This is a genomic window from Rhizorhabdus sp. GW822-FHT03C02 (assembly GCF_058801765.1).
On record NZ_JBXANN010000002.1, the window covers coordinates 384,932 to 403,009 of the forward strand.

Consider the following 18,078-nt stretch of genomic DNA (forward strand, 5'->3'; position numbering starts at 1 on the left):
CGCATCCTTATATGGCGCCCATTCTGCGTAGGAGGCATCGTTGTTCAAGGGCGTTCGGCCGATTCTCTATGGTGGCCGCGAGGTGTGGCCGCTGATCGAAGGCGGCAAGGGCGTCTCCGCGACCAACCATGCGAGTTCGGGCGCCTGGGCCGCGGCCGGCGGCATCGGCACCGTTTCGGCGGTCAACGCCGACAGCTACGATGCCGAGGGCAAGATCATCCCGCAGATCTACCGCGCGCTGTCGCGCCGCGAGCGGCATGAGGAACTGATCGCCTATGCCATCGACGGCGCGGTCGAGCAGGTCCGCCGCGCGTTCGAGATCGCCGGCGGCAAGGGCGCGATCAACATCAACGTGCTGTGGGAAATGGGCGGCGCCCAGCGGATCCTCCATGGCGTGCTCGAGCGCACCAAGGGCATGGTCGCCGGTGTCACCTGCGGTGCCGGCATGCCGTACAAGCTGTCCGAGATCGCCGCCTCCTACGGCGTCAGCTATCTGCCGATCGTCTCGTCGGGCCGCGCGTTCAGCGCGCTGTGGAAGCGGGCCTATTCGAAGGCCGCCGAATGGCTGGCCGGCGTGGTCTATGAGGATCCCTGGCTCGCCGGCGGCCATAATGGTCTGTCGAACGCCGAGGACCCCAAGCAGCCGCAGGATCCCTATCCGCGGGTCAAGCAGCTGCGCGAGACGATGCGCAGCGGCGGCATTTCGGACGATGTGCCGATCATCATGGCCGGCGGCGTCTGGTTCCTGCGCGACTGGGCCGAGTGGATCGACAATCCCGAACTCGGAACGATCGCCTTCCAGTTCGGTACCCGCCCGCTGCTGACCCAGGAAAGCCCGATCCCGCAGGGGTGGAAGGACCATCTGACCACGCTCGAGCCCGGCGACGTGCTGCTCCACCGTTTCTCGCCGACCGGCTTCTATTCGTCGGCGGTGCGCAATCCGTTCCTGCGCAGCCTCGAAGCGCGGTCCGAACGCCAGATCGCCTTTTCGGGCGAGGCCGCGGGCGATCATCAGTATCAGCTCGACGTCGGCATCAAGGGCAAGAATTTCTGGGTGACGCTGGGCGACCTCCACCGCGCCCGTGAATGGTATGGCCAGGGTTTCACCATGGCGCTCAAGACGCCGGACAACACGTTGGTGTTCGAGACCCCCGAAGAGACCAAGATCATCCGCAAGGACCAGGCCGATTGCATGGGGTGCCTGAGCCAGTGCGGTTTCTCGGCCTGGGCCGATTCCGAGGGCAATTCGACCGGCCGTCTCGCCGATCCGCGCAGCTTCTGCATCCAGAAGACGCTCCAGGACATCGCCCATGGTGGTCCGATCGACGAGAATCTGATGTTCGCGGGCCACGCCGCGTACAAGTTCAAGCAGGATCCCTTCTATTCGAACGGGTTCGTGCCGACGGTGAAGCAACTGGTCGATCGTATCCTCACCGGCGACTGAGTGGGCCGCGCGGCGAGTTTACGCACCTAAAGAAGCACTGCGGTTGGAATCGGCGGTTGCGACGCTAGTCTTGGCGCGATGAAGACCTGTCTCGTGATCCGCCATACCCCCTATGAAGGGATTGCCGCCTTCCGCGCGCCGGTCGAGGAGGCCGGTTTCGTGATCGACCGGATCGACGTCACCGATCCGCGCTTTTCGAGCGTCGACTTCGACGAGCCCGACCTCGTCGTGATGATGGGCGGGCCGATGGGGGTCTATGAGACCGATCGCCATCCATGGATCGCCTGCGAGATCACCCGGCTCACCCGGCGGATCATGCTCGACCGGCCGACGCTGGGCGTGTGTCTCGGCAGCCAGATGATAGCGGCCGCCATGGGCGCGAGGGTCTATCCGGGGCCGGTCAAAGAGGTCGGCTTCGCGCCGATCGAGCTGAGCGCGGCCGGGCTGGGATCGCCGGTCCGCCATATCGAGGATGTGCCGGTGCTTCACTGGCATGGCGACACGTTCGACCTGCCCGAAGGCACCGAGCTGCTCGCCTCGTCGGCCAAATATGCGCATCAGGCGTTCCGACGCGGCACCAATCTGCTCGCGCTGCAATGCCATCCCGAAATGGGCGAGGACGAACGGTTCGAGGCGTGGCTCGCCGACGAACCCTATGTCGTATCGGCGGGGCAGACGATCGCGGGGATGCGCGACCAGCATGCCGCGCACGGGCCTCCCGCGGTCAAGGCGGGGCGCCGGATGATCGAGGACTGGCTGGTGCGGCTGGAGATCTGAACCGCCCCCATGAAAAAGGCCGCCCCGGATATCCGGAGCGGCCTGTTTTCAAGCGGTGACGCGCTTATTTATAGTGGCGGCGACCGCGCTTGTCGGTCCAGTATTTCCGGCCGTAACCGTCGCGATAATAGCGGCGATCCTTGTGGTTGAGTGCGGTGATCGCCGCACCGCCGGCCGCACCGATCAGCGCACCTTCGCCCGTGCCGAGGCCGGGGATGATCGCGCCGGCAACGGCGCCGCCGGCGCCGCCGATCAGCGCGCCCTTGGCGAGCTTGCCTGCACTCTGGGCGAAAGCGGGGGTGGCCGCGGTAAACGACAGCGCGATCGCTGCCGCCATCAAAGTGTTCGACTTCATATCACGCTCCTAATCAACATGCGTTGGGTGAACTGTGTACGAGGAACGAGATGAACCGGGCATTGTTCCGTCGTTCATGTCGTTGTCAAAATGACAGGTTTCGCCGACGCGCTTGAACGCTTGGCCGCAGGCGATAAGGTGCGGCCAAATATCAACAGTTCGGGAGCCGCCGTGTCGCGTATCGGCCTTATCGCTATCGCCATTGTCTGCCTCGCGTCCGGCGCGATCGCCGACGCGGAAGAGCGCAAGATTCCTTATTGGGCATCGCTCGCCACCGGCGACGCGCTGATGCGCACCGGCCCCGAGAAGACCTTTCCGGCGATCTGGCGCTATCGCCGGCGCGACCTGCCGATCCAGGTCGTCCAGGTCTATGGCGACTGGCGGCGGATCAAGGAGATCGACGGCACCGAAGGCTGGATGCTGTCGACACTGCTCAGCGCCCGGCGCACCGGGGTGATCACCGGGCAGGGGCTGGCGCCGATGCGCGCCGATCCCGACGACAATGCCGGGCTCAACTGGCAGGCCGAACCCGGGGTCGTCGGCAATCTCGAGGAGTGCGACGGCAGCTGGTGCCTGTTCAACGTCGGCGGCAAGAAGGGCTATGTCCGCGCCGAACGCATCTGGGGCGTCTCGCCGGGCGAGCAGTTCGAGCAATGAGGCGGTTCGAGAAATGAGGCTGGTCGCGGCATGAGCGCGCCGACGCTGACCACCGAGCGGCTGATCCTGCGCGGGCACCGGATCGCCGATTTCGCGGCGAGCTGCGCGCTGACCACCGATCCGGAGGCGGTGCGCTTCATCTACCAGAAGCCGATGACCCCAGAGGAGACCTGGGCGCGGCTGCTGCGCTTCGCGGGGCATTGGGCACTGCTCGGCTACGGCCTGTTCATCGTCGAGGAACGCGCGACCGGCCGGGTGATCGGCGAGGTCGGGCTCGGCGATTTCCATCGCGGGCTCGGCGCCGATTTCGACGGGCCGCCCGAATTCGCCTGGATGCTGGCGCATGACGTGGCGGGCAAGGGCTATGCCACCGAGGCGGCGCGCGCCGCGCTCGCCTGGATCGAGGAGACCCGGGCGCCGCCGCGCACCGTGTGCATCATCGATCCGAACAATCTGGGGTCGCTGCGGGTCGCGGCGAAGCTGGGTTTCGCGGCCTACGGCGAGGCCGATTACAAGGGCAAGACGGTGCTCAAGCTGGAACGGCTGGCGCAATAGCGAGAAGAGGCGCGATCGACGACCGCGCCTCCTTTATCTCAGAGCCCGAGATCCTTGATCGGGCCATCGAAATTGCCGCTGAGATGCGCGCCGGCGGCACCGAGCTTCTTGACGTCGTCGCCCTGGAGATAGCCGTCGAGCAGGCGGTGGAAGTTGCTGATCAGCCCCTCGATGTCCTTCGACAGCCGCATATAGTCGAAACCGTCGGCGTGCAGGCCGATCTGCTGACGCGGGATGTTGCTGTAATCCTGGCGCGGGATCGGCGGGAACTGGTCGCTGTCGTGCGGCAGCATGATCGGTTCCATCACCGGCTCGGGCTCCTCGCCCGGGGGGAAGTTGGTCAGCGACCAGATCTCGAACATGCAGCTTTCGGGGCCGAGCGGACGGATCCGGTAGGCCGACATGCTCGACAGGAACGGCAGCAGGAAATAGTTCGGATAGATGAACTCGACAGCCTTCACGGGCGTGTTGACCGCGATGTGGTTGAGATCGCCGACCGGTTCGTTGCGGGCGCGGGCGGCCTCGGTCACCTGATGGTTGAGCATGCCGTACCAGGTCATGATCGCCTGGCCGAGATCCTCGGGTAGCGGCACGTCGAGCATCTGTTCGGCGACCGCGACGTCCTTGGCATGGCACATACCGGCCATGCCCTCGCTCAGCAGCTGGAGATGCTTGAACTGCGCCTTGATATTGTCCTGGATGCTCATGTTCGGGTTGACCGGCACGCCGATGCCGCCGGTCTCCATGCCGTACATCATGTTGTAGAGGATCGGCACCGCATGCTGGAGCTGCGGATGGGTCTTCATCACATGATAGCCTTCCATGAAGGCTTCCATCGCGACCTTCCAGTTGGCCGGCAGCACCGTGCCGTAGCACCATTCGGCGCGCATCGAGTCCGACTGGTAGGCGTCGAGGCCGTCGGCGAGCGGGCCGACGCTCTCGCGCAGCGACAGCGCGTCGTCGTCATGGTTGATGAAGACGCAGCCGATGAACTCCTCGACCCGGCACGGCTTGAGTGCCAGTTCGGCCTCTTCGAGCGCGGCCTCGCTGAACATGTGGCGGCCATAGACGAAGGTGTTCTTGCCCTCGATATTCCAGCGCCAGCCGTGGAAGGGGCAGATGAAGCCCTCGCGCTTGCAGTTGCCATGGCCCTCGGCGAGCTGGACGCCGCGGTGGCGGCAGGCATTGTGGAACGCCTTCACCCCGTCCTTGGTGCGGACGATGACCACCGACTTGCCGAGATTGCTATATTCGATGAAGTCGCCGACGTTCGGGATCTGCTCGAGCCGGCACGCCATCTGCCAGACATGCGGCCAGAGACGCTCGTTCTCGAGCTTGTAGAATTCCTCGTCATAATAGCGCTTGGTCGGAATCTGTTCCGGGTCCTTGACCAGGAACGGCACCGGCCTGATCGGAGCGCTCACACCCTCTGCCATCGGGACTACCTCGTTTTCATTGCTGTAGCCGATCGTACAGGAAGGCCCCGCCTTCGCAAACGCCTATCGCTCCGCCAGCGCCCGCAAACCGGGCCGATGCGCGATATCGCCACGCCGATGAAGCCCCGTCATCCGGCGCGGCGAAAGCCCAGCAGGACGTTGCCCTCGGTGGTCAGATAGTTGCGGCGATAGTCGAAGCGCGGCGTGTCGGCGAAGATCAGATAATAATATTTCATCTGCTCGGACCACCAATAGCCGGGACAATGATCGGCCTGGCGCTTGGGATCGGTGGTGACGTCGGCGAGGTCGGTATAGCCGTAGCGGGCCTTGTTCCAGCGCTGCATCGCGCGGAAATGGGCGGCGCAGATCGCCCGCCGGCGCGGGTTGCGGTCGATCAGCCAGAGGTTGAAGGCTGCATCGGCGAGCTCGGGGCGCAGCGCATTGCCGGGCGCGGTCGGCCTGGCGGTGGCATAGTCATAGCCTTCGGGGAGCACGCCGAACCGATCCTGGAGCGCCGCCCAGCTTTCGGTCAGTGCGGCGCCGGTCTTCACCGCGCCGCCCTGCGCGAGCAGCCCGCCATAAAAGGAGGCGAGCTCGTCCTGTTCGGTCGAGACGATCCTGCCGGTCTCGAAATCGACGTCGGCGATCCACAGCCGGCCGTCGCGCCAGTCCTGCTGGTGGCGCAGGATCGCCGCGGTGCAGACCTGGTACATGCGGCGGCATTCGTTGTCGCCGAACAGCTGCCAGGCGTCCCACAGATATTCATAATAGCTGTCGGCATAGGAGCCGACCGTCGCGCGCCGGTCGAGCCATTGCCCGGTGCGCGCGTCAATCTTGACCGCGAGCAGGTCGAGCTTCGAGCGCTTCTCGAACAGCGTCACCATCGCCCGCCTGGTGACCTCGCCATAACGGCGGTCGCCGGTCAGCCGGCTGAGCGTGCCCCATTCGGGCAGGAAGCTGCCGATCTCGGCCGGGTTGGTCTCGGGGTCGCGCACCGCGCCGGTGCGCAGGTTGATGAAGCGGTATGGAAAACCGGTCGGGGTATCGAACGCCGGCAGCAGCCGGTCGGCGAGGTCGCGCGCCTTGGCGAGCAGCACCGGATCGCCCGAGGCATGGTGCGCCGACAGCAGCCCGCCGACCAGCCGGATCGAGGTCTCGAACACCGACACCTCGCCGTCGACGTCGAAATCGGCATGCGCCCTGACCCAGTCGATCCCGTCCTGGAAGCGGTCGTCGAGCCCCATCACCCAGAGCGTGTCGAGCGCCTCGATCAGGGTCAGTCCGAGATGCGGCCCCTTGCGGATCGGGAAGCTCGAATGGCCGCCGCTGACCGGCTTGATCTCGTCCTTGCCCCAGGCGTGCTCGCGGTAGAGATCCCAGGCCCAGGCCATCTCGGCCTTCACCGCCGCGCCGAGCGCCTTCCAGTTTTCGCCGGCGGAGATTGCGGGGGAGGCCGCAGCGGCGATCGCCGCCGCGGTTCCCGTCATCATGCCGCGCCTGCCGATCCGCATATCATCCTCCGCTGCGCGGCAAGGTAGCCGCGGGTTGAGGAGGCGACAATGCGCCGTCAATGCTGGGCGTTGACCATCGCGAAGACCTGGTCGAAATGGCCGTTCTGCGCGGCGAAGCGCAGCGGCTTGCAACGCTCGACCACCACCTCGGCGACCGCCGGATCGGCGGCGAGGATCGCCATCACCTCGTCGATGAAAGCGGCGAGCGGCATCGCATTGGGATCGTTGGCCTGGCGGTCGCCCATCAATTCGGTCTGGACATAAGGCGGGACGATCTCGACGACGTCGGTCGAGGTCCCGCGCAGCTGCTCGCGCAGCGCCATCGCATAGCCGTGGATCGCGGCCTTGGTGGCGCTGTAGGTCGGAGTCGCGATCATCGGCACGAACGCGAGCCCCGACGACACCATCATCACCGTCGCCGACGGCCGTGTCAGCAGATGCGGCAGCAGTGCCGAGGTCAGCCGGATCGGCCCGAGCAGATTAGTGGCGATCGTCGCCTCGCTGGTCGCGAGATTGGCGGGCGCGGCCTTCAGATCCTCGGCCTGCATGATGCCGGCATTGTTGACGATGACGTCGAGGGTCGGGTGTGCCGCGACCAGATCGCGCGCAAATGCTTCGATCGATCCGGCATCGCCGACGTCGAAGGTCATCCACGCCATGCCCGGATTGGCGGCGACGACCGCTTCGAGCTTCGCCGCATCGCGCCCGGCGATGATCACCCGGTTGCCCAAGCCATGGAATTTCTCGGCGAGCGCACGGCCGATGCCCGATCCGCCGCCGGTGACCAATATCGTGTTGTCGCTGCTCTTCATGTCGAAATCACCTCGTAAAAACGTTGTGATTCGGAGATAAAGCTGACACTCTCTTTTGGAAAGTAGGCACCTGAAAGTGCGATACTAACCTGATGGATACCGTGATGGACAAACCCGCTTTCTATCCCGGCGAAGACGATCCGAAGATCGCCGCGCTGGTGCAGGAGATCATCGGCCGGGTCGCCGACAAATGGACGATGCTGATCCTCGAGGCGCTCGAGGAGCATGGCACGCTGCGCTTCACCCAACTTGGCCGACATGTCGGCGACATCAGCCAGAAGATGCTGACCAAGACGGTGCGGCAGATGGAGCGCGACGGGCTGGTCAGCCGGGTCGTCCATCCGGTGGTGCCGCCGCGGGTCGATTACAGCCTGACCGAGCTCGGCCGTACCCTGGGGGCGGCCTTTTGCGGGGTGTGGATCTGGGCAGGAACCTATCATGCCCAGATCGAGGCGGCGCGGGCGGCGTTCGCCGAACGCGAAGAGGTTTGAGTGGCGGCGGTTCGGTCGTTCAGCCGTTCTTGTGGCTGTTCCGCCAGCGCATCAGGATACCGGCGCCGACCAGCGCGGTTCCCGCCAGCGACAGCGCCGACAGCGTCGTGCGCGCGACCTTGATCCGATGCTGCGCCCGCCCCTTGGCGGTCATCGCGGTCGGTGCATCCCAGTCATAAGCGTGGATTTCCATGGTCGATCTCCCCTGAGCCGCGGGCAGCATGCATCGACGCGTCTTACGAAAGCGTAACGGGCCGCCCGTCATTCATCGGGCGGGATATAATCTGGCCAGAAGCCGTCGTCGGGATCGATCTGGCCCTCGGCCGGCGGCGCATCCACAGCGGTCCGCGGGGAAGGCAATGTCGGTGTCCCGCCATCGAGATGGACGCGGATGACCGCGCCGGTCCTCGTCTTCTCCTGGAAGATCGCGACGATGTCGCGACCCTGCCGGATCCGGCCGCCGATCCATCCGCAGCGTTCGGCGCTCAGATAGCCGATCTGGATACCGCGCGCCGAAAAGACCGCGACCGCCGAAGGATCGACCTTGTTGGTCGGCTCCGGCCGAAGCGCGACCGGTTCGCCCGGCCGCAGCATCGCGATCTCGAACAGCCGGTTGCTGCCGTCGGGGTTGCTGTGGATCGCGCCGACCACGGCGAGGCTCAATTGCTGGGGCATGATGGCTGCGCTGGAGCACATCGATCGGGTGGCGGTCAAACCGACAAGGGCGATCGGCCGCTGAGCCGAATGCTGCACCTGCGAAAAACTCCGACATTGCGGCGCATCTGTGCTAATCGCGCGCCATATCCACACATTATATGTTGCAGACAGGGTTCCACAGATGACCGATGCCGTGATTTCGATCGATGCCTCGAGCGCGCTCAAGGAAAAGCGCATGATCGCCTTCAGCGGCGACGTCGATGGCGAGGCGCGCAAGTTCATCATGAGCATCGCCGATTTCGCGCATTTCGGGGTCGACAACGCCACCGTCGATCCGGTCGGTGCGGTGCGGGCGATTTCGGGCAATCTGTCGGCGCTGATCGGCGAGAAGGTCCGCAAGGATGCGCTGCAGCCGACGACCAAGCTCGCGCCGCTCTGAAACGTCTTGCCGCTTGCGTGATCGACCCGTGTTTATAGGGTAGGCTGGCTCACGGGGGGAAAGCGCGATGCGGTGGATGGCGATTCTTGTCCTGATCTGCGCGGCGCAGGCGGTGCATGCCGCGGCGCCGGTGATCGACATGCACCTCCACGCGATGGCGCCCGACGATCAGGGACCGCCGCCGATGGCGATGTGCACGCCGCTCGCGGCGATGCCGGTCTGGGACCAGCGCACCCCCTATCCCGACCAGTTTCTCGAGCTGTTCAAGAAGCCGGCCTGCCAGGATCCGGTATGGTCGCCGACGACCGAGCCCGAGTTGATGCGGCGGACCATCGCCGAGATGGAGAAGCATCATGTCGTCGGGGTGCTCAGCGGCACGCCGGCGCGGGTGGCGGCGTGGCGCAAGGCGGCGCCGGGGCGTTTCCTGAGCGGGCTCGATTTCAACATCGGCCGCGATTATCCGGTCGCGACGGTCGAGGCGCTGCACAAGGCGGGGACGCTCGACATACTCGCCGAGGTCACCACCCAATATGAAGGGATCGCGCCGACCGACCGCCGGCTCGAACCCTATTGGGCGCTTGCCGAAAAGCTCGACATCCCGGTCGGGATCCATGTCGGTCCGGGGCCGCCCGGGATCATCTATATGGGCGCCGACGGCTATCGGGCGCGGCTCCACAGCGCGCTGACGATGGAGGAGGTGCTGGTCAGGCATCCACGGCTGCGCGTCTATCTGATGCATGCCGGCTATCCGATGATCGACGACCTGCTGGCGCTGATGTACGCGCACCCGCAGGTCTATGTGGACACCGGGGTGATCGTCTACACCCAGCCTCGCGCCGATTTTTACGACTATATCGGCCGGATCGTCACCGCCGGTTTCGGCAAGCGCATCCTGTTCGGATCGGACCAGATGGTCTGGCCGGAGACGATCGGCCGGTCGATCGCGGTGATCGAGGAGGACCCGCGGCTGAGCGCCGCGCAGAAGCGCGACATATTGTTCGACAATGCCGCGCGCTTCCTGCGGCTCGATGCGGCCACGATCGATCGGTTGCAGCGCGATAGCCATTTCTGATCGCGGGCATCGGCGGTTGTCTCGGGCGCCTCGCGTCCCCATATAGGGCGCAGAGCGCGTCGACGTGCCGTCCCCGGGAGAGATGCCGCTCATCTCCGCAGGACCGTCGATGACCCCGATCACCTCCGAAACCGCGCCCCCGCACGGCGTGACCGCCGCCGAGTTCGCGCTGGCGCTGGGCGGCTTCGCGCTCGGCACCGGCGAATTCGCCTCGATGGGGCTGCTGCCCAATGTCGCGAGCGACATCCATGTCTCGATTCCGGTCGCGGGCCATATGATCAGCGCCTATGCGCTGGGCGTGGTGATCGGCGCGCCGCTGATCGCCGCGGCGTTCGCGCGGGTCGGGCGGCGGACGATGCTGATCGGGCTGATGCTGCTGTTCGCGCTCGCCAATCTCGGCTGCGCGGTTGCATCGAACTATGGCTTCGTGGTGGTCGCGCGCTTCGTCGCGGGGCTGCCGCACGGCGCCTATTTCGGGATCGCCTCGCTGGTCGCGGCGTCGCTGGTGCCGCCCAACAAGCGCGCGCAGGCGGTGGCGCGGATGATGCTCGGGCTGAGCATCGCCAATGTCATCGGCGTGCCGTTCGCGACCTGGATCGGCCAGGTCGCCGGCTGGCGCGCGGCGTTCGTCGTGGTCGCGGCCACCGGCCTCGCCACCGCGGCGCTGGTGCGGCTGTGCCTCCATCCGATGCCGGCCGCCGACGATGCCAGCCCGATGACCGAACTGGGCGCGCTCAGGCGCGGGCAGGTCTGGCTGACCTTGGGCATCGCCGCGGTCGGCTTCGGCGGGCTGTTCGCGGTCTACTCCTATATCGCGCCGACGCTGATGTTCGTCGCGGGCATGCAGGAGTCGAGCGTTCCGCCGATGCTGTCGGCGATCGGCCTCGGGATGATCGCCGGCAGCCTGTTCGGCGGCTGGCTCGCCGATCGCGGGCTGATGCGGGCGATCCTGATCATCATGCTGCTCAACATCGCCACATTGTCGCTGTTCGCGCTCAGCGCGCACCATCCGGTGACCGCGGCGCTCAACCTGTTCATGATCGGCTTCGCTGGCCTGGCGCTCGGGCCGGCGCTGCAGACCCGGCTGATGGACGTCGCCGCCGATGCCCAGGCGCTCGCCGCAGCACTCAACCACAGCGCGTTCAACGTCGCCAATGCGCTCGGCGCGTGGCTCGGCGGGGTCGCGATCGCGGCGGGACTCGGCTGGACCTCGACCGGGCCGATCGGTGCGGCGCTTGCTGCCGGCGGCCTGCTGATCTTTTTCGTCTCCTACAGCCTCGCCGCCCGCAGGTCCCCCGCGATCGCCTGAAGCGCTTCCGTCGCCGCGGGCGAAACGAGCGGATCGTTCGCCCGTCCGCGGCATTGACGCCCCTGACAAGAAGGAGGCGTCGGATGGTGAAGTTCGGGTACAAGCTGATGACCGAAGAGCATGGCCCCGTCGCCTTGGTCGACAATGCGGTGAAGGCCGAGGCGGCAGGCTTCGATTTCGTCTCGATCTCGGACCATTTCCATCCCTGGCTCAATTCGCAGGGCCATGCCCCGTTCGCGTGGAGCGTGCTCGGCGCGATCGCGCATGCCACCAGCCGGATCGCGATCACCACCGGGCTGACCTGCCCGATCATCCGCTATCATCCGGCGATCGTCGCCCAGGCGGCGGCGACGATCGCGGTGATGAGCGGCGACCGCTTCACCCTGGCGGTCGGCGCCGGCGAGCGGCTCAACGAGCATGTCACCGGCGCGCGCTGGCCGTCGGTGCCCGAGCGCCATGCGATGCTCGGCGAGGCGATCGACATCTTCCGGACATTGTGGAGCGGCGGCGTTCACAGCTTCAAGGGCGAGAGCTTCGTCGTCGACCATGCCCAGCTTTACGACCTGCCCGCCAAGCCGATCCCGGTGGTGGTCGGGGTGAGCGGCCCGGCCTCGATCGCGCTCGCTGCCGACAAGGCCGACGGGATCATGACGACCTCGCCCGAGGCCGGACTGGTCGAGGGTTTCCGCAAGGCCAAGGGGCAGGGCCCCTGCTATGCCGAGGTCGCTCTGGCGCTCGGCGCGACCAGGGAAGCGGCGCTCGAGCTTGCGCATGACCGGTTCCGCTTCTCGGCGTTCGACTGGTCGGTGAACAGCGAGCTACCCGCCGTGGCGGGCTTCGAGGCGGCGTCGAAATATGTGAAGCCCGCCGACCTTGCCGAGACGATCGCTGCCGGTCCGGATGTCGAAACCCATCTCGCCGCGATCCGCAAATATATCGACGCCGGTTTCGACCATATCGTCCTGACCGGGATCGGCCCCGATCAGGACGGCTTCATCCGCTTCTTCGAGAAGGAACTGCGCCCCGCGCTCGCGGACTGAACGGCGAGCCGATATTCCGCGAGACAGATCATCGCGAGCATTGCCGTCAGGATCGCCGCCATCGCGATTCCCAGTGCGGACCAGCCCCAGCGCTCGACGACCAGCCCGGCGAGCGGCGGGCCGATCAGCGCGCCGCCCGCGCCGAACTGGGTGACCAAGCCGTTGACCGCGGCGATCCGCGGATCGTCGGCGGTGCGGGCGCCGGCCATCAGCGGCAGCCGCGCGAAGATGAAGGGGGCGGCGATCGTGCTGAGCAGCACCACCGCGATGGCGATCGCGCTGGTGGCGAGCAGGGCGGCGCCGGTCGGGCGGGCGGCGAGGAAGATCGCCGGGGCCGCCAGCGCGGACAGCAGCAGGGCGGGGGCGACGATCGCGATCACGCGACGACCCTCGACCGGTCCCGCGCGCATCGGCCAGGCGCCGATCGCGGTCGCCAGCAGCGATGCCAGCGACACCAGCCCGACGACGATGCTCGCGGTGGCGAGGTTCGTGCCGGTCACCTCGATCAGGAAGGTCGGCAGCAGCATCGTCAGCGAGCAGAAGGCCATGGTGTAGAGGCCGAAGGCGAAGGTCGACAGCCAGGCTGCAGCTGCGGGCAGCGCGATCGCGCGGCGATCGGCCTGCGTCGGGATCGGCATCTTCGCGACCAGGAAGGGCGCGACCGCGGCGATCGCCGCCCAGAACCACAGCGCCCCGCCCGGGCCCGCCAGTCCACTCGCAAAGCCGGTGGCGACGCTGCCGATCGCGACCCCGACCGCGAAGAAGCTGCTCCACAGCGTCAGCGCGGCGCCGCGGTTGCGCTCGTCGGTCAGCGCGACGATCGCGGTCGGCAGCGCGATCACCACCAGCAGATAGCCGATCCCCTCGACCGCGCGGGCGGCGAAGAAGACGGCGCCGTTCGACGCCGCGGCCTCGGCCATGCCGGCGAGCAGCAGGATGGCGAGCCCCCAGAACAGGAAACGCCGGGTTCCGAAGCGGCCGACCGCCAGCCCCGCGGCGAAGCCGAACAGCGCGCCGCCGATTTCGAGCAGCGAGACCAGCAGGCCGGTCTGCGCGAGGGAGAGTCCGAAGCGGAAGCGCAGCGCGGGCGCCAGCGTCGCGACCTTGGCGAGCTGGCCTGCCGCGAAGATGCCGATCAGCCAGAGTGCGATGATCCTGGGCCAGTTGCTGGTCATGCGCAGGCTCGTAAGGCGGCAGAGCGGCGGAGCCTACGAATAAAATATGCGCGAGCTGTCAGCCGATGGTCGTCGTCAGTCGCCCGACCCGCCCGTCAGACAGCGCGATCGTTTCCCAGCGCATCCGGCTCGGCCGCACCGGGATTTCGTCGCTGCCGTTGCCGCCGGTCTCGAAGCACAGGGTCTGCCATGGCCGCTCGAACCAGCCGCGATCGCCCAGGCTGTCCTCGGCGGCGACGATCTCGGGGGTCGCGAAGCGCCAGAGCGAGGTGCCGAGATAGGGACCGACATCGACCTGCCACGACGCCGCGCGCACCGGCGAGGCGGCGAGCAGCCGGTGGGTGGCGTCGCAGATCAGGTGCAGCGGCAGCGCCGAGGACGACACCAGCCGCTTCAGCGCGGCATCGCCCTTGTTGCCGCTATGGGTGGCGATCATCGCGACGATCCGTTCGCGGTGGACGCCCTCGGGTTCGTGGGCGCCGCTTTCCCAGCGCGATACGCTGCCCTGCGACACCGCCAGCAGCTCGGCGACATGGCCCTGCTTGATGCCGTTCAGCCGCCGGAACCGGCGCAGCGCACGTCCGATGGGCAGATCGCTGATCATGCCCGGTCGATAGCAGATATCGTCGTTACGGGCTAGAACCGCGCCAGCCACGCCGCCCAGCGACCATGGTCGGGCATGTTCGCGTCGAGCCACGCCTCGTCGAAGGCGCTGTCCATATAGCGCTCGCCGGGATCGCAGATCAGCGAGACGATGCTGCCCGCTTCGCCCGCTGCTGCCATCTGCTCGGCGATCCGGAGCACCCCGACCAGATTGGTGCCGGTCGACGGGCCTACCCGCCGGCCGAGCCGTTCGGACAGGAAGCGGGCGGCGGCAAAGCTGGCATCGTCCTCGACCTCGATCATCCGGTCGATCACCTGCGCCTGGAATGAGGGCTCGACCCGTGGCCGGCCGATCCCCTCGATCCGCGAGCGGCGGTCGGAGGTGAGGTCGGTCCGCCCGGTCCGCCAAGCCTCGGCGAACACCGAATGTTCGGGATCGACCACCGCCAACATCGTGTCGCGGCAGCTCGATCGGCGATAGCGTATATAGCGGCCGATCGTCGCCGAGGTGCCGCCGGTGCCGGCGCCGACGACGATCCATGACGGGCAGGGGTGCCGTTCGCGCTCCATCTGCGCGAAGATCGATTGCGCGATGTTGTTGTTGCCGCGCCAGTCGGTCGCCCGCTCGGCAAAGGTGAACTGATCCATGTAGTGGCCGCCGAGATCGCGCGCCAAGGCCTCGGCCGCCGGGTAGATCGCGCCGGTGACGCGGTGGCATTCGCCGCCGAGCCGCTCGATCTCGGCAAGCTTGGCGGGAGCGGTCCCCTCGGGGACCACCACGATGAAGCGCAGCCGCAGCAGCCGCGCGAAATAGGCCTCCGAGATCGCGGTCGATCCCGACGACGCTTCGATCACCGGGGTGTCGGGCCCGATCCAGCCATTGCACAGCGCATAGAGGAACAGCGACCGGGCGAGCCGGTGCTTGAGCGATCCCGACGGATGGGTCGATTCGTCCTTCAGATAGATGTCGATGTCGGGCAGCCCGGCGATCGGCACCCGCACCAGATGGGTGTCGGCCGATCGCGCGAGATCGGCCTCGATCTCGCCGACCGCCCAGTGCAGCCATTGGCGGTCGGTCGATGTGCGCTCAGGCATAGTTGAAGCTCACGCTGATCCGGTCGGTCTTGGTGGTGCCGGCGGGGACTTCGTGGCGCAGCCAGCTTTCCCACAGGAAGATCGTGCCGGGCTTAGGCTCGGCATAGACGAAGCTGCGGCTGTCCTCGGGTGCGTCGGCGGTGCGGCCCGGCGCCGCCATCATCATCGGCAGCCGCGGATCCTCGAGCTTGAGCGATCCCGATCCCGGCGGCACTGCGATGTAGAGCGTCCCCGACACCACGCTGTGCGGGTGGAGGTGCCCCGAATGGCCGCCGCCCGATTTCAGGACGTTGACCCACAGGCTGTCGAGCTTGAGCTTGCGGCCGAGGTCGAAATGCGATGCCTCGGCGAAGCGACGGACATGGGCGTCGAGCTTGCGTTTGAGATCGGCGAAGACCGGATCGCGCTGCGGCAGGTCGTCGAGCGACGCATAGGATGTATAGCCGCGATATCCATGCGCCTTGGCCCATTGCCGTCCGGCGCGATCTTCGTCGGCGAGCATGTGGCACGAGGCTTCGATCTCGTCGATCATCTCGGGATCGTCGAGCTGGCCCTCGTAGAGGCGGGTCACGAACAGGGTGCGGATAGTCATGACGCGCACAAGCACGGGACATCGGCGGGATCAAGCCTTGGTCGTCTCTGCCCGGGCCCAGCGGTGTTCCGGCGGGGTCTGGCGCGAAGGGCGTATCGCGGCGTCGCAAGTCGCCGGATCGATGCCGTCCATGAACATGCACCGGTCGGAACCTTGACGAAGCTTGGCGAAATCGACGCAATTCAGCCAAATTCGGCAAAGTCTCCTTTGGTCGACTGGGGCGCGGCGCCTGTTCGATTGTCCACAGTAATGAAAATAGCGACAGCCGCTGCGAAGCGGCGTAAGACAGCCGTCCCGCAAGAGTAAGGCGTTTCAAAAATGAACGAAGAACTGGTCGAACTGACGGCTGCGATCGTATCGGCGCATGTCGAGAATAATAGTGTTTCGGTGAGCGATCTGCCCACGCTCATCAAAAGCGTCCACGAAGCCCTCAAGGGCCTCGGTACCCCCACCGTCGAACCGCAGCCGGCCCAGGAGCCGGCGGTTTCGATCCGCTCGTCGATCAAGCCAGACTATATCGTCTGCCTCGAGGACGGCAAGAAGCTGAAGATGCTCAAGCGCCACCTGATGACGCATTATCAGATGACGCCGGAACAGTATCGCGCGAAGTGGAAGCTTCCCGCCGACTATCCGATGGTCGCCCCCAACTATGCGCAGCAGCGCAAGGAACTGGCGGTCAAGATCGGTCTTGGGCGCAAGCCGGGCACCAAGGTTCCCGCAAAGGCCGCGAAGACTGCGCGGAAGTGAATGAAGAGCCGGGGGCCTTCCCCGGCTTTTTATGTCCCGATCAGGGTCCGGCGAAGGTGGAGGCTCGTCCATCTTCGCCGAAACCCTGGCGGAAAGCGCCGCCTAAATTTTGGTAGGCACAAACAAAACGGGCCGCCATCGCTGGCGGCCCGTTCGTTTTTGCGTAAGGGGCGAACCCCTTCGGCTTAGCGCTTCGAGAACTGGAAGCTGCGGCGGGCCTTCGCCTTGCCGTACTTCTTACGCTCGACCGCGCGGCTGTCGCGGGTCAGGAAGCCCGCGGCCTTGACCGGGGCGCGCAGGATCGGCTCGTACTTGGTCAGTGCCTGGCTGATGCCATGCTTGACCGCGCCGGCCTGGCCCGAAAGCCCGCCGCCCTTGACGGTGCAGACGACGTCATACTGGCCCTCGCGCTCGGCGATACCGAACGGCTGGTTGATGACGAGACGCAGCGTCGGACGTGCGAAATAGACTTCCTGGTCGCGGCCGTTGACGGTGATCTTGCCGGTGCCCGGCTTGATCCACACGCGGGCGACGGCGTCCTTGCGGCGGCCGGTCGCATAAGCGCGGCCCTGCGCGTCGATGATCTGCTCGCGCAGCGGCATCGTCGGCAGCACCGGTGCGATCGGCGCTTCGGTGGTGGTGTAGGCCGGGCCGTCGCTGGCCGGAGCAGCCGCTTCGACCGGGGCAGGAGCGCCGGTCAGCGACGCGAGGTCCGAAAGGGACTGGCGATTGTCGGACATTATGCGCCCACCTTGTTCTTGCGGTTCATCGACCCGATGTCGAGGGTCTCGGGGTTCTGGGCGGCGTGCGGATGCTCGGTGCCCTTGAAGATGCGCAGGTTGCGCATCTGCTGACGGCCCAGCGGACCGCGCGGGATCATGCGTTCGATCGCCTTTTCGAGCACGCGCTCGGGGAAGCGGCCTTCGAGGATCTTGTCCGCGCGGGCTTCCTTGATGCCGCCGGCATAGCCGGTGTGGCGATAATAGACCTTCTGGCTCGCCTTCTTGCCGGTGAAGCGAACCTTCTCGGCGTTGATGATGATGACGTTGTCGCCACAATCGATGAACGGCGTGTAGCTCGGCTTATGCTTGCCGCGCAGGATGTTGGCGATGATCGACGCCATGCGGCCGACGACCAGACCTTCGGCATCGACGATATGCCATTTCTTTTCCACCGTGGCGGGCGTCGCCACCTTGGTGGTCTTCATGAGCGCCTTCATGGGCTTTAGACCTTTTGTTCCTGAAACGAACCGCGCCGCCCGGTGAGGAGCGGCGCTGACCGGGGGCTAATGCGCAGACATGCCCAAAAGAG

At 66.4% G+C, this 18,078-nt stretch carries 22 protein-coding genes; 10 read left to right on the plus strand and 12 right to left on the minus strand.

Translation table 11 applies throughout. From position 1 onward, the window contains the following. The first annotated feature begins 40 nt into the window (after window positions 1-40). Window positions 41-1,444 (plus strand): NAD(P)H-dependent flavin oxidoreductase, encoded by a 1,404-nt coding sequence (locus AC1RM6_RS08950; RefSeq protein WP_493100248.1) that lies wholly within the window; start codon window positions 41-43, stop codon window positions 1,442-1,444. Between the two features lie 78 nt (window positions 1,445-1,522). Next, window positions 1,523-2,221 carry a glutamine amidotransferase gene (locus tag AC1RM6_RS08955; protein ID WP_493100250.1) on the plus strand — a complete coding sequence of 233 codons (699 nt, stop codon included), beginning with the start codon at window positions 1,523-1,525 and terminating at the stop codon, window positions 2,219-2,221. A gap of 64 nt (window positions 2,222-2,285) precedes the next feature. Here the strand turns inward: AC1RM6_RS08955 and AC1RM6_RS08960 are convergent, their stop codons facing one another. Beyond that, complete coding sequence (locus AC1RM6_RS08960) at window positions 2,286-2,576, minus strand: hypothetical protein (RefSeq protein WP_493100252.1); 291 nt, start codon at window positions 2,574-2,576, stop codon at window positions 2,286-2,288. Window positions 2,577-2,747: 171 nt separating this feature from the next. Between AC1RM6_RS08960 and AC1RM6_RS08965 the strand changes: the two genes are divergently transcribed. After that, the gene (locus AC1RM6_RS08965) at window positions 2,748-3,233 is read left to right on the plus strand and encodes an SH3 domain-containing protein (protein WP_493100254.1); all 486 of its coding nucleotides are present in this window, start codon (window positions 2,748-2,750) and stop codon (window positions 3,231-3,233) included. Between the two features lie 30 nt (window positions 3,234-3,263). Continuing rightward, window positions 3,264-3,788: a GNAT family N-acetyltransferase gene (locus AC1RM6_RS08970; protein WP_493100256.1), complete on the plus strand. Its 525-nt coding sequence runs from the start codon at window positions 3,264-3,266 to the stop codon at window positions 3,786-3,788. Between the two features lie 38 nt (window positions 3,789-3,826). Here the strand turns inward: AC1RM6_RS08970 and AC1RM6_RS08975 are convergent, their stop codons facing one another. From AC1RM6_RS08975 to AC1RM6_RS08985, 3 genes are all read right to left on the minus strand, one after another. Next, window positions 3,827-5,224, minus strand: coding sequence for an aromatic ring-hydroxylating oxygenase subunit alpha (locus tag AC1RM6_RS08975; protein ID WP_493100258.1), 1,398 nt, complete (start codon window positions 5,222-5,224; stop codon window positions 3,827-3,829). 128 nt (window positions 5,225-5,352) lie between these two features. Next, window positions 5,353-6,735: a glycoside hydrolase family 47 protein gene (locus AC1RM6_RS08980; protein WP_493100260.1), complete on the minus strand. Its 1,383-nt coding sequence runs from the start codon at window positions 6,733-6,735 to the stop codon at window positions 5,353-5,355. A 56-nt stretch (window positions 6,736-6,791) separates the two neighbouring features. Next, window positions 6,792-7,547 carry an SDR family oxidoreductase gene (locus AC1RM6_RS08985; RefSeq protein ID WP_493100262.1) on the minus strand — a complete coding sequence of 252 codons (756 nt, stop codon included), beginning with the start codon at window positions 7,545-7,547 and terminating at the stop codon, window positions 6,792-6,794. Between the two features lie 104 nt (window positions 7,548-7,651). Between AC1RM6_RS08985 and AC1RM6_RS08990 the strand changes: the two genes are divergently transcribed. Beyond that, window positions 7,652-8,038, plus strand: a complete 387-nt coding sequence (locus AC1RM6_RS08990; protein ID WP_493100264.1) for a winged helix-turn-helix transcriptional regulator — start codon at window positions 7,652-7,654, stop codon at window positions 8,036-8,038. Window positions 8,039-8,057: 19 nt separating this feature from the next. Here AC1RM6_RS08990 and AC1RM6_RS08995 read toward each other — a convergent pair whose 3' ends face one another. Both AC1RM6_RS08995 and AC1RM6_RS09000 read right to left on the minus strand, forming a co-directional pair. Beyond that, window positions 8,058-8,231 (minus strand): hypothetical protein, encoded by a 174-nt coding sequence (locus AC1RM6_RS08995; RefSeq protein WP_493100266.1) that lies wholly within the window; start codon window positions 8,229-8,231, stop codon window positions 8,058-8,060. 68 nt (window positions 8,232-8,299) lie between these two features. After that, on the minus strand, window positions 8,300-8,713 hold the full coding sequence (locus tag AC1RM6_RS09000; RefSeq protein WP_493100268.1) for an HIRAN domain-containing protein: 414 nt from the start codon (window positions 8,711-8,713) through the stop codon (window positions 8,300-8,302). A gap of 163 nt (window positions 8,714-8,876) precedes the next feature. Here AC1RM6_RS09000 and AC1RM6_RS09005 point away from each other — a divergent pair, with 163 nt between their 5' ends. The 4 genes from AC1RM6_RS09005 (at window position 8,877) to AC1RM6_RS09020 (ending at window position 12,555) form a co-directional block, all read left to right on the plus strand. Then, window positions 8,877-9,134 (plus strand): hypothetical protein, encoded by a 258-nt coding sequence (locus AC1RM6_RS09005; RefSeq protein WP_493100270.1) that lies wholly within the window; start codon window positions 8,877-8,879, stop codon window positions 9,132-9,134. 76 nt (window positions 9,135-9,210) lie between these two features. After that, on the plus strand, window positions 9,211-10,206 hold the full coding sequence (locus AC1RM6_RS09010) for an amidohydrolase family protein (protein WP_493100272.1): 996 nt from the start codon (window positions 9,211-9,213) through the stop codon (window positions 10,204-10,206). A 109-nt stretch (window positions 10,207-10,315) separates the two neighbouring features. Continuing rightward, window positions 10,316-11,515 (plus strand): MFS transporter, encoded by a 1,200-nt coding sequence (locus AC1RM6_RS09015; RefSeq protein ID WP_493100274.1) that lies wholly within the window; start codon window positions 10,316-10,318, stop codon window positions 11,513-11,515. 83 nt (window positions 11,516-11,598) lie between these two features. Next, on the plus strand, window positions 11,599-12,555 hold the full coding sequence (locus tag AC1RM6_RS09020; protein WP_493100276.1) for a TIGR03557 family F420-dependent LLM class oxidoreductase: 957 nt from the start codon (window positions 11,599-11,601) through the stop codon (window positions 12,553-12,555). On the opposite strand, the gene AC1RM6_RS09025 is transcribed toward AC1RM6_RS09020, so the two are convergent. The 4 genes from AC1RM6_RS09025 to AC1RM6_RS09040 are packed head-to-tail and all read right to left on the minus strand — an operon-like array spanning window position 12,498 to window position 16,020. Next, window positions 12,498-13,730, minus strand: coding sequence for an MFS transporter (locus tag AC1RM6_RS09025; RefSeq protein ID WP_493100278.1), 1,233 nt, complete (start codon window positions 13,728-13,730; stop codon window positions 12,498-12,500). The two genes, AC1RM6_RS09020 and AC1RM6_RS09025, sit on opposite strands and share 58 nt — an antisense overlap. A gap of 58 nt (window positions 13,731-13,788) precedes the next feature. Then, window positions 13,789-14,334, minus strand: coding sequence for a helix-turn-helix domain-containing protein (locus AC1RM6_RS09030; RefSeq protein ID WP_493100280.1), 546 nt, complete (start codon window positions 14,332-14,334; stop codon window positions 13,789-13,791). Window positions 14,335-14,366: 32 nt separating this feature from the next. Then, complete coding sequence (locus AC1RM6_RS09035) at window positions 14,367-15,428, minus strand: PLP-dependent cysteine synthase family protein (protein ID WP_493100282.1); 1,062 nt, start codon at window positions 15,426-15,428, stop codon at window positions 14,367-14,369. Next, window positions 15,421-16,020, minus strand: a complete 600-nt coding sequence (locus AC1RM6_RS09040; protein ID WP_493100284.1) for a TIGR02466 family protein — start codon at window positions 16,018-16,020, stop codon at window positions 15,421-15,423. The genes AC1RM6_RS09035 and AC1RM6_RS09040 overlap by 8 nt, the downstream gene beginning before the upstream one ends. Before the next feature lie 318 nt (window positions 16,021-16,338). On the opposite strand from AC1RM6_RS09040, the gene AC1RM6_RS09045 reads away from it, so the two are divergent. After that, window positions 16,339-16,767, plus strand: a complete 429-nt coding sequence (locus AC1RM6_RS09045) for a Ros/MucR family transcriptional regulator (RefSeq protein WP_493100286.1) — start codon at window positions 16,339-16,341, stop codon at window positions 16,765-16,767. Window positions 16,768-16,952: 185 nt separating this feature from the next. Here the strand turns inward: AC1RM6_RS09045 and rpsI are convergent, their stop codons facing one another. Beyond that, window positions 16,953-17,507 carry a 30S ribosomal protein S9 gene (rpsI, locus tag AC1RM6_RS09050; protein ID WP_493100288.1) on the minus strand — a complete coding sequence of 185 codons (555 nt, stop codon included), beginning with the start codon at window positions 17,505-17,507 and terminating at the stop codon, window positions 16,953-16,955. Continuing rightward, window positions 17,507-17,986, minus strand: a complete 480-nt coding sequence (rplM, locus tag AC1RM6_RS09055; RefSeq protein WP_493100290.1) for a 50S ribosomal protein L13 — start codon at window positions 17,984-17,986, stop codon at window positions 17,507-17,509. The genes rpsI and rplM overlap by 1 nt, the downstream gene beginning before the upstream one ends. Window positions 17,987-18,078 lie beyond the last annotated feature (92 nt).

What these genes read in the sequence shown, in the direction of transcription:
- AC1RM6_RS09010 (WP_493100272.1), top strand. Translation starts at nt 9,211, where the DNA reads ATGGCGATTCTTGTCCTGATCTGCGCGGCGCAGGCGGTGCATGCCGCG.
- AC1RM6_RS09030 (WP_493100280.1), bottom strand. Translation starts at nt 14,334, where the DNA reads ATGATCAGCGATCTGCCCATCGGACGTGCGCTGCGCCGGTTCCGGCGG.
- AC1RM6_RS08970 (WP_493100256.1), top strand. Translation starts at nt 3,264, where the DNA reads ATGAGCGCGCCGACGCTGACCACCGAGCGGCTGATCCTGCGCGGGCAC.
- AC1RM6_RS08985 (WP_493100262.1), bottom strand. Translation starts at nt 7,547, where the DNA reads ATGAAGAGCAGCGACAACACGATATTGGTCACCGGCGGCGGATCGGGC.
- AC1RM6_RS08980 (WP_493100260.1), bottom strand. Translation starts at nt 6,735, where the DNA reads ATGCGGATCGGCAGGCGCGGCATGATGACGGGAACCGCGGCGGCGATC.
- AC1RM6_RS09025 (WP_493100278.1), bottom strand. Translation starts at nt 13,730, where the DNA reads ATGACCAGCAACTGGCCCAGGATCATCGCACTCTGGCTGATCGGCATC.
- rpsI (WP_493100288.1), bottom strand. Translation starts at nt 17,507, where the DNA reads ATGTCCGACAATCGCCAGTCCCTTTCGGACCTCGCGTCGCTGACCGGC.
- AC1RM6_RS09015 (WP_493100274.1), top strand. Translation starts at nt 10,316, where the DNA reads ATGACCCCGATCACCTCCGAAACCGCGCCCCCGCACGGCGTGACCGCC.
- AC1RM6_RS09035 (WP_493100282.1), bottom strand. Translation starts at nt 15,428, where the DNA reads ATGCCTGAGCGCACATCGACCGACCGCCAATGGCTGCACTGGGCGGTC.
- AC1RM6_RS08975 (WP_493100258.1), bottom strand. Translation starts at nt 5,224, where the DNA reads ATGGCAGAGGGTGTGAGCGCTCCGATCAGGCCGGTGCCGTTCCTGGTC.
- AC1RM6_RS09000 (WP_493100268.1), bottom strand. Translation starts at nt 8,713, where the DNA reads ATGCCCCAGCAATTGAGCCTCGCCGTGGTCGGCGCGATCCACAGCAAC.
- AC1RM6_RS08955 (WP_493100250.1), top strand. Translation starts at nt 1,523, where the DNA reads ATGAAGACCTGTCTCGTGATCCGCCATACCCCCTATGAAGGGATTGCC.
- AC1RM6_RS09005 (WP_493100270.1), top strand. Translation starts at nt 8,877, where the DNA reads ATGACCGATGCCGTGATTTCGATCGATGCCTCGAGCGCGCTCAAGGAA.
- AC1RM6_RS08990 (WP_493100264.1), top strand. Translation starts at nt 7,652, where the DNA reads ATGGACAAACCCGCTTTCTATCCCGGCGAAGACGATCCGAAGATCGCC.
- AC1RM6_RS08960 (WP_493100252.1), bottom strand. Translation starts at nt 2,576, where the DNA reads ATGAAGTCGAACACTTTGATGGCGGCAGCGATCGCGCTGTCGTTTACC.
- rplM (WP_493100290.1), bottom strand. Translation starts at nt 17,986, where the DNA reads ATGAAGGCGCTCATGAAGACCACCAAGGTGGCGACGCCCGCCACGGTG.
- AC1RM6_RS09020 (WP_493100276.1), top strand. Translation starts at nt 11,599, where the DNA reads ATGGTGAAGTTCGGGTACAAGCTGATGACCGAAGAGCATGGCCCCGTC.
- AC1RM6_RS08995 (WP_493100266.1), bottom strand. Translation starts at nt 8,231, where the DNA reads ATGGAAATCCACGCTTATGACTGGGATGCACCGACCGCGATGACCGCC.
- AC1RM6_RS09045 (WP_493100286.1), top strand. Translation starts at nt 16,339, where the DNA reads ATGAACGAAGAACTGGTCGAACTGACGGCTGCGATCGTATCGGCGCAT.
- AC1RM6_RS09040 (WP_493100284.1), bottom strand. Translation starts at nt 16,020, where the DNA reads ATGACTATCCGCACCCTGTTCGTGACCCGCCTCTACGAGGGCCAGCTC.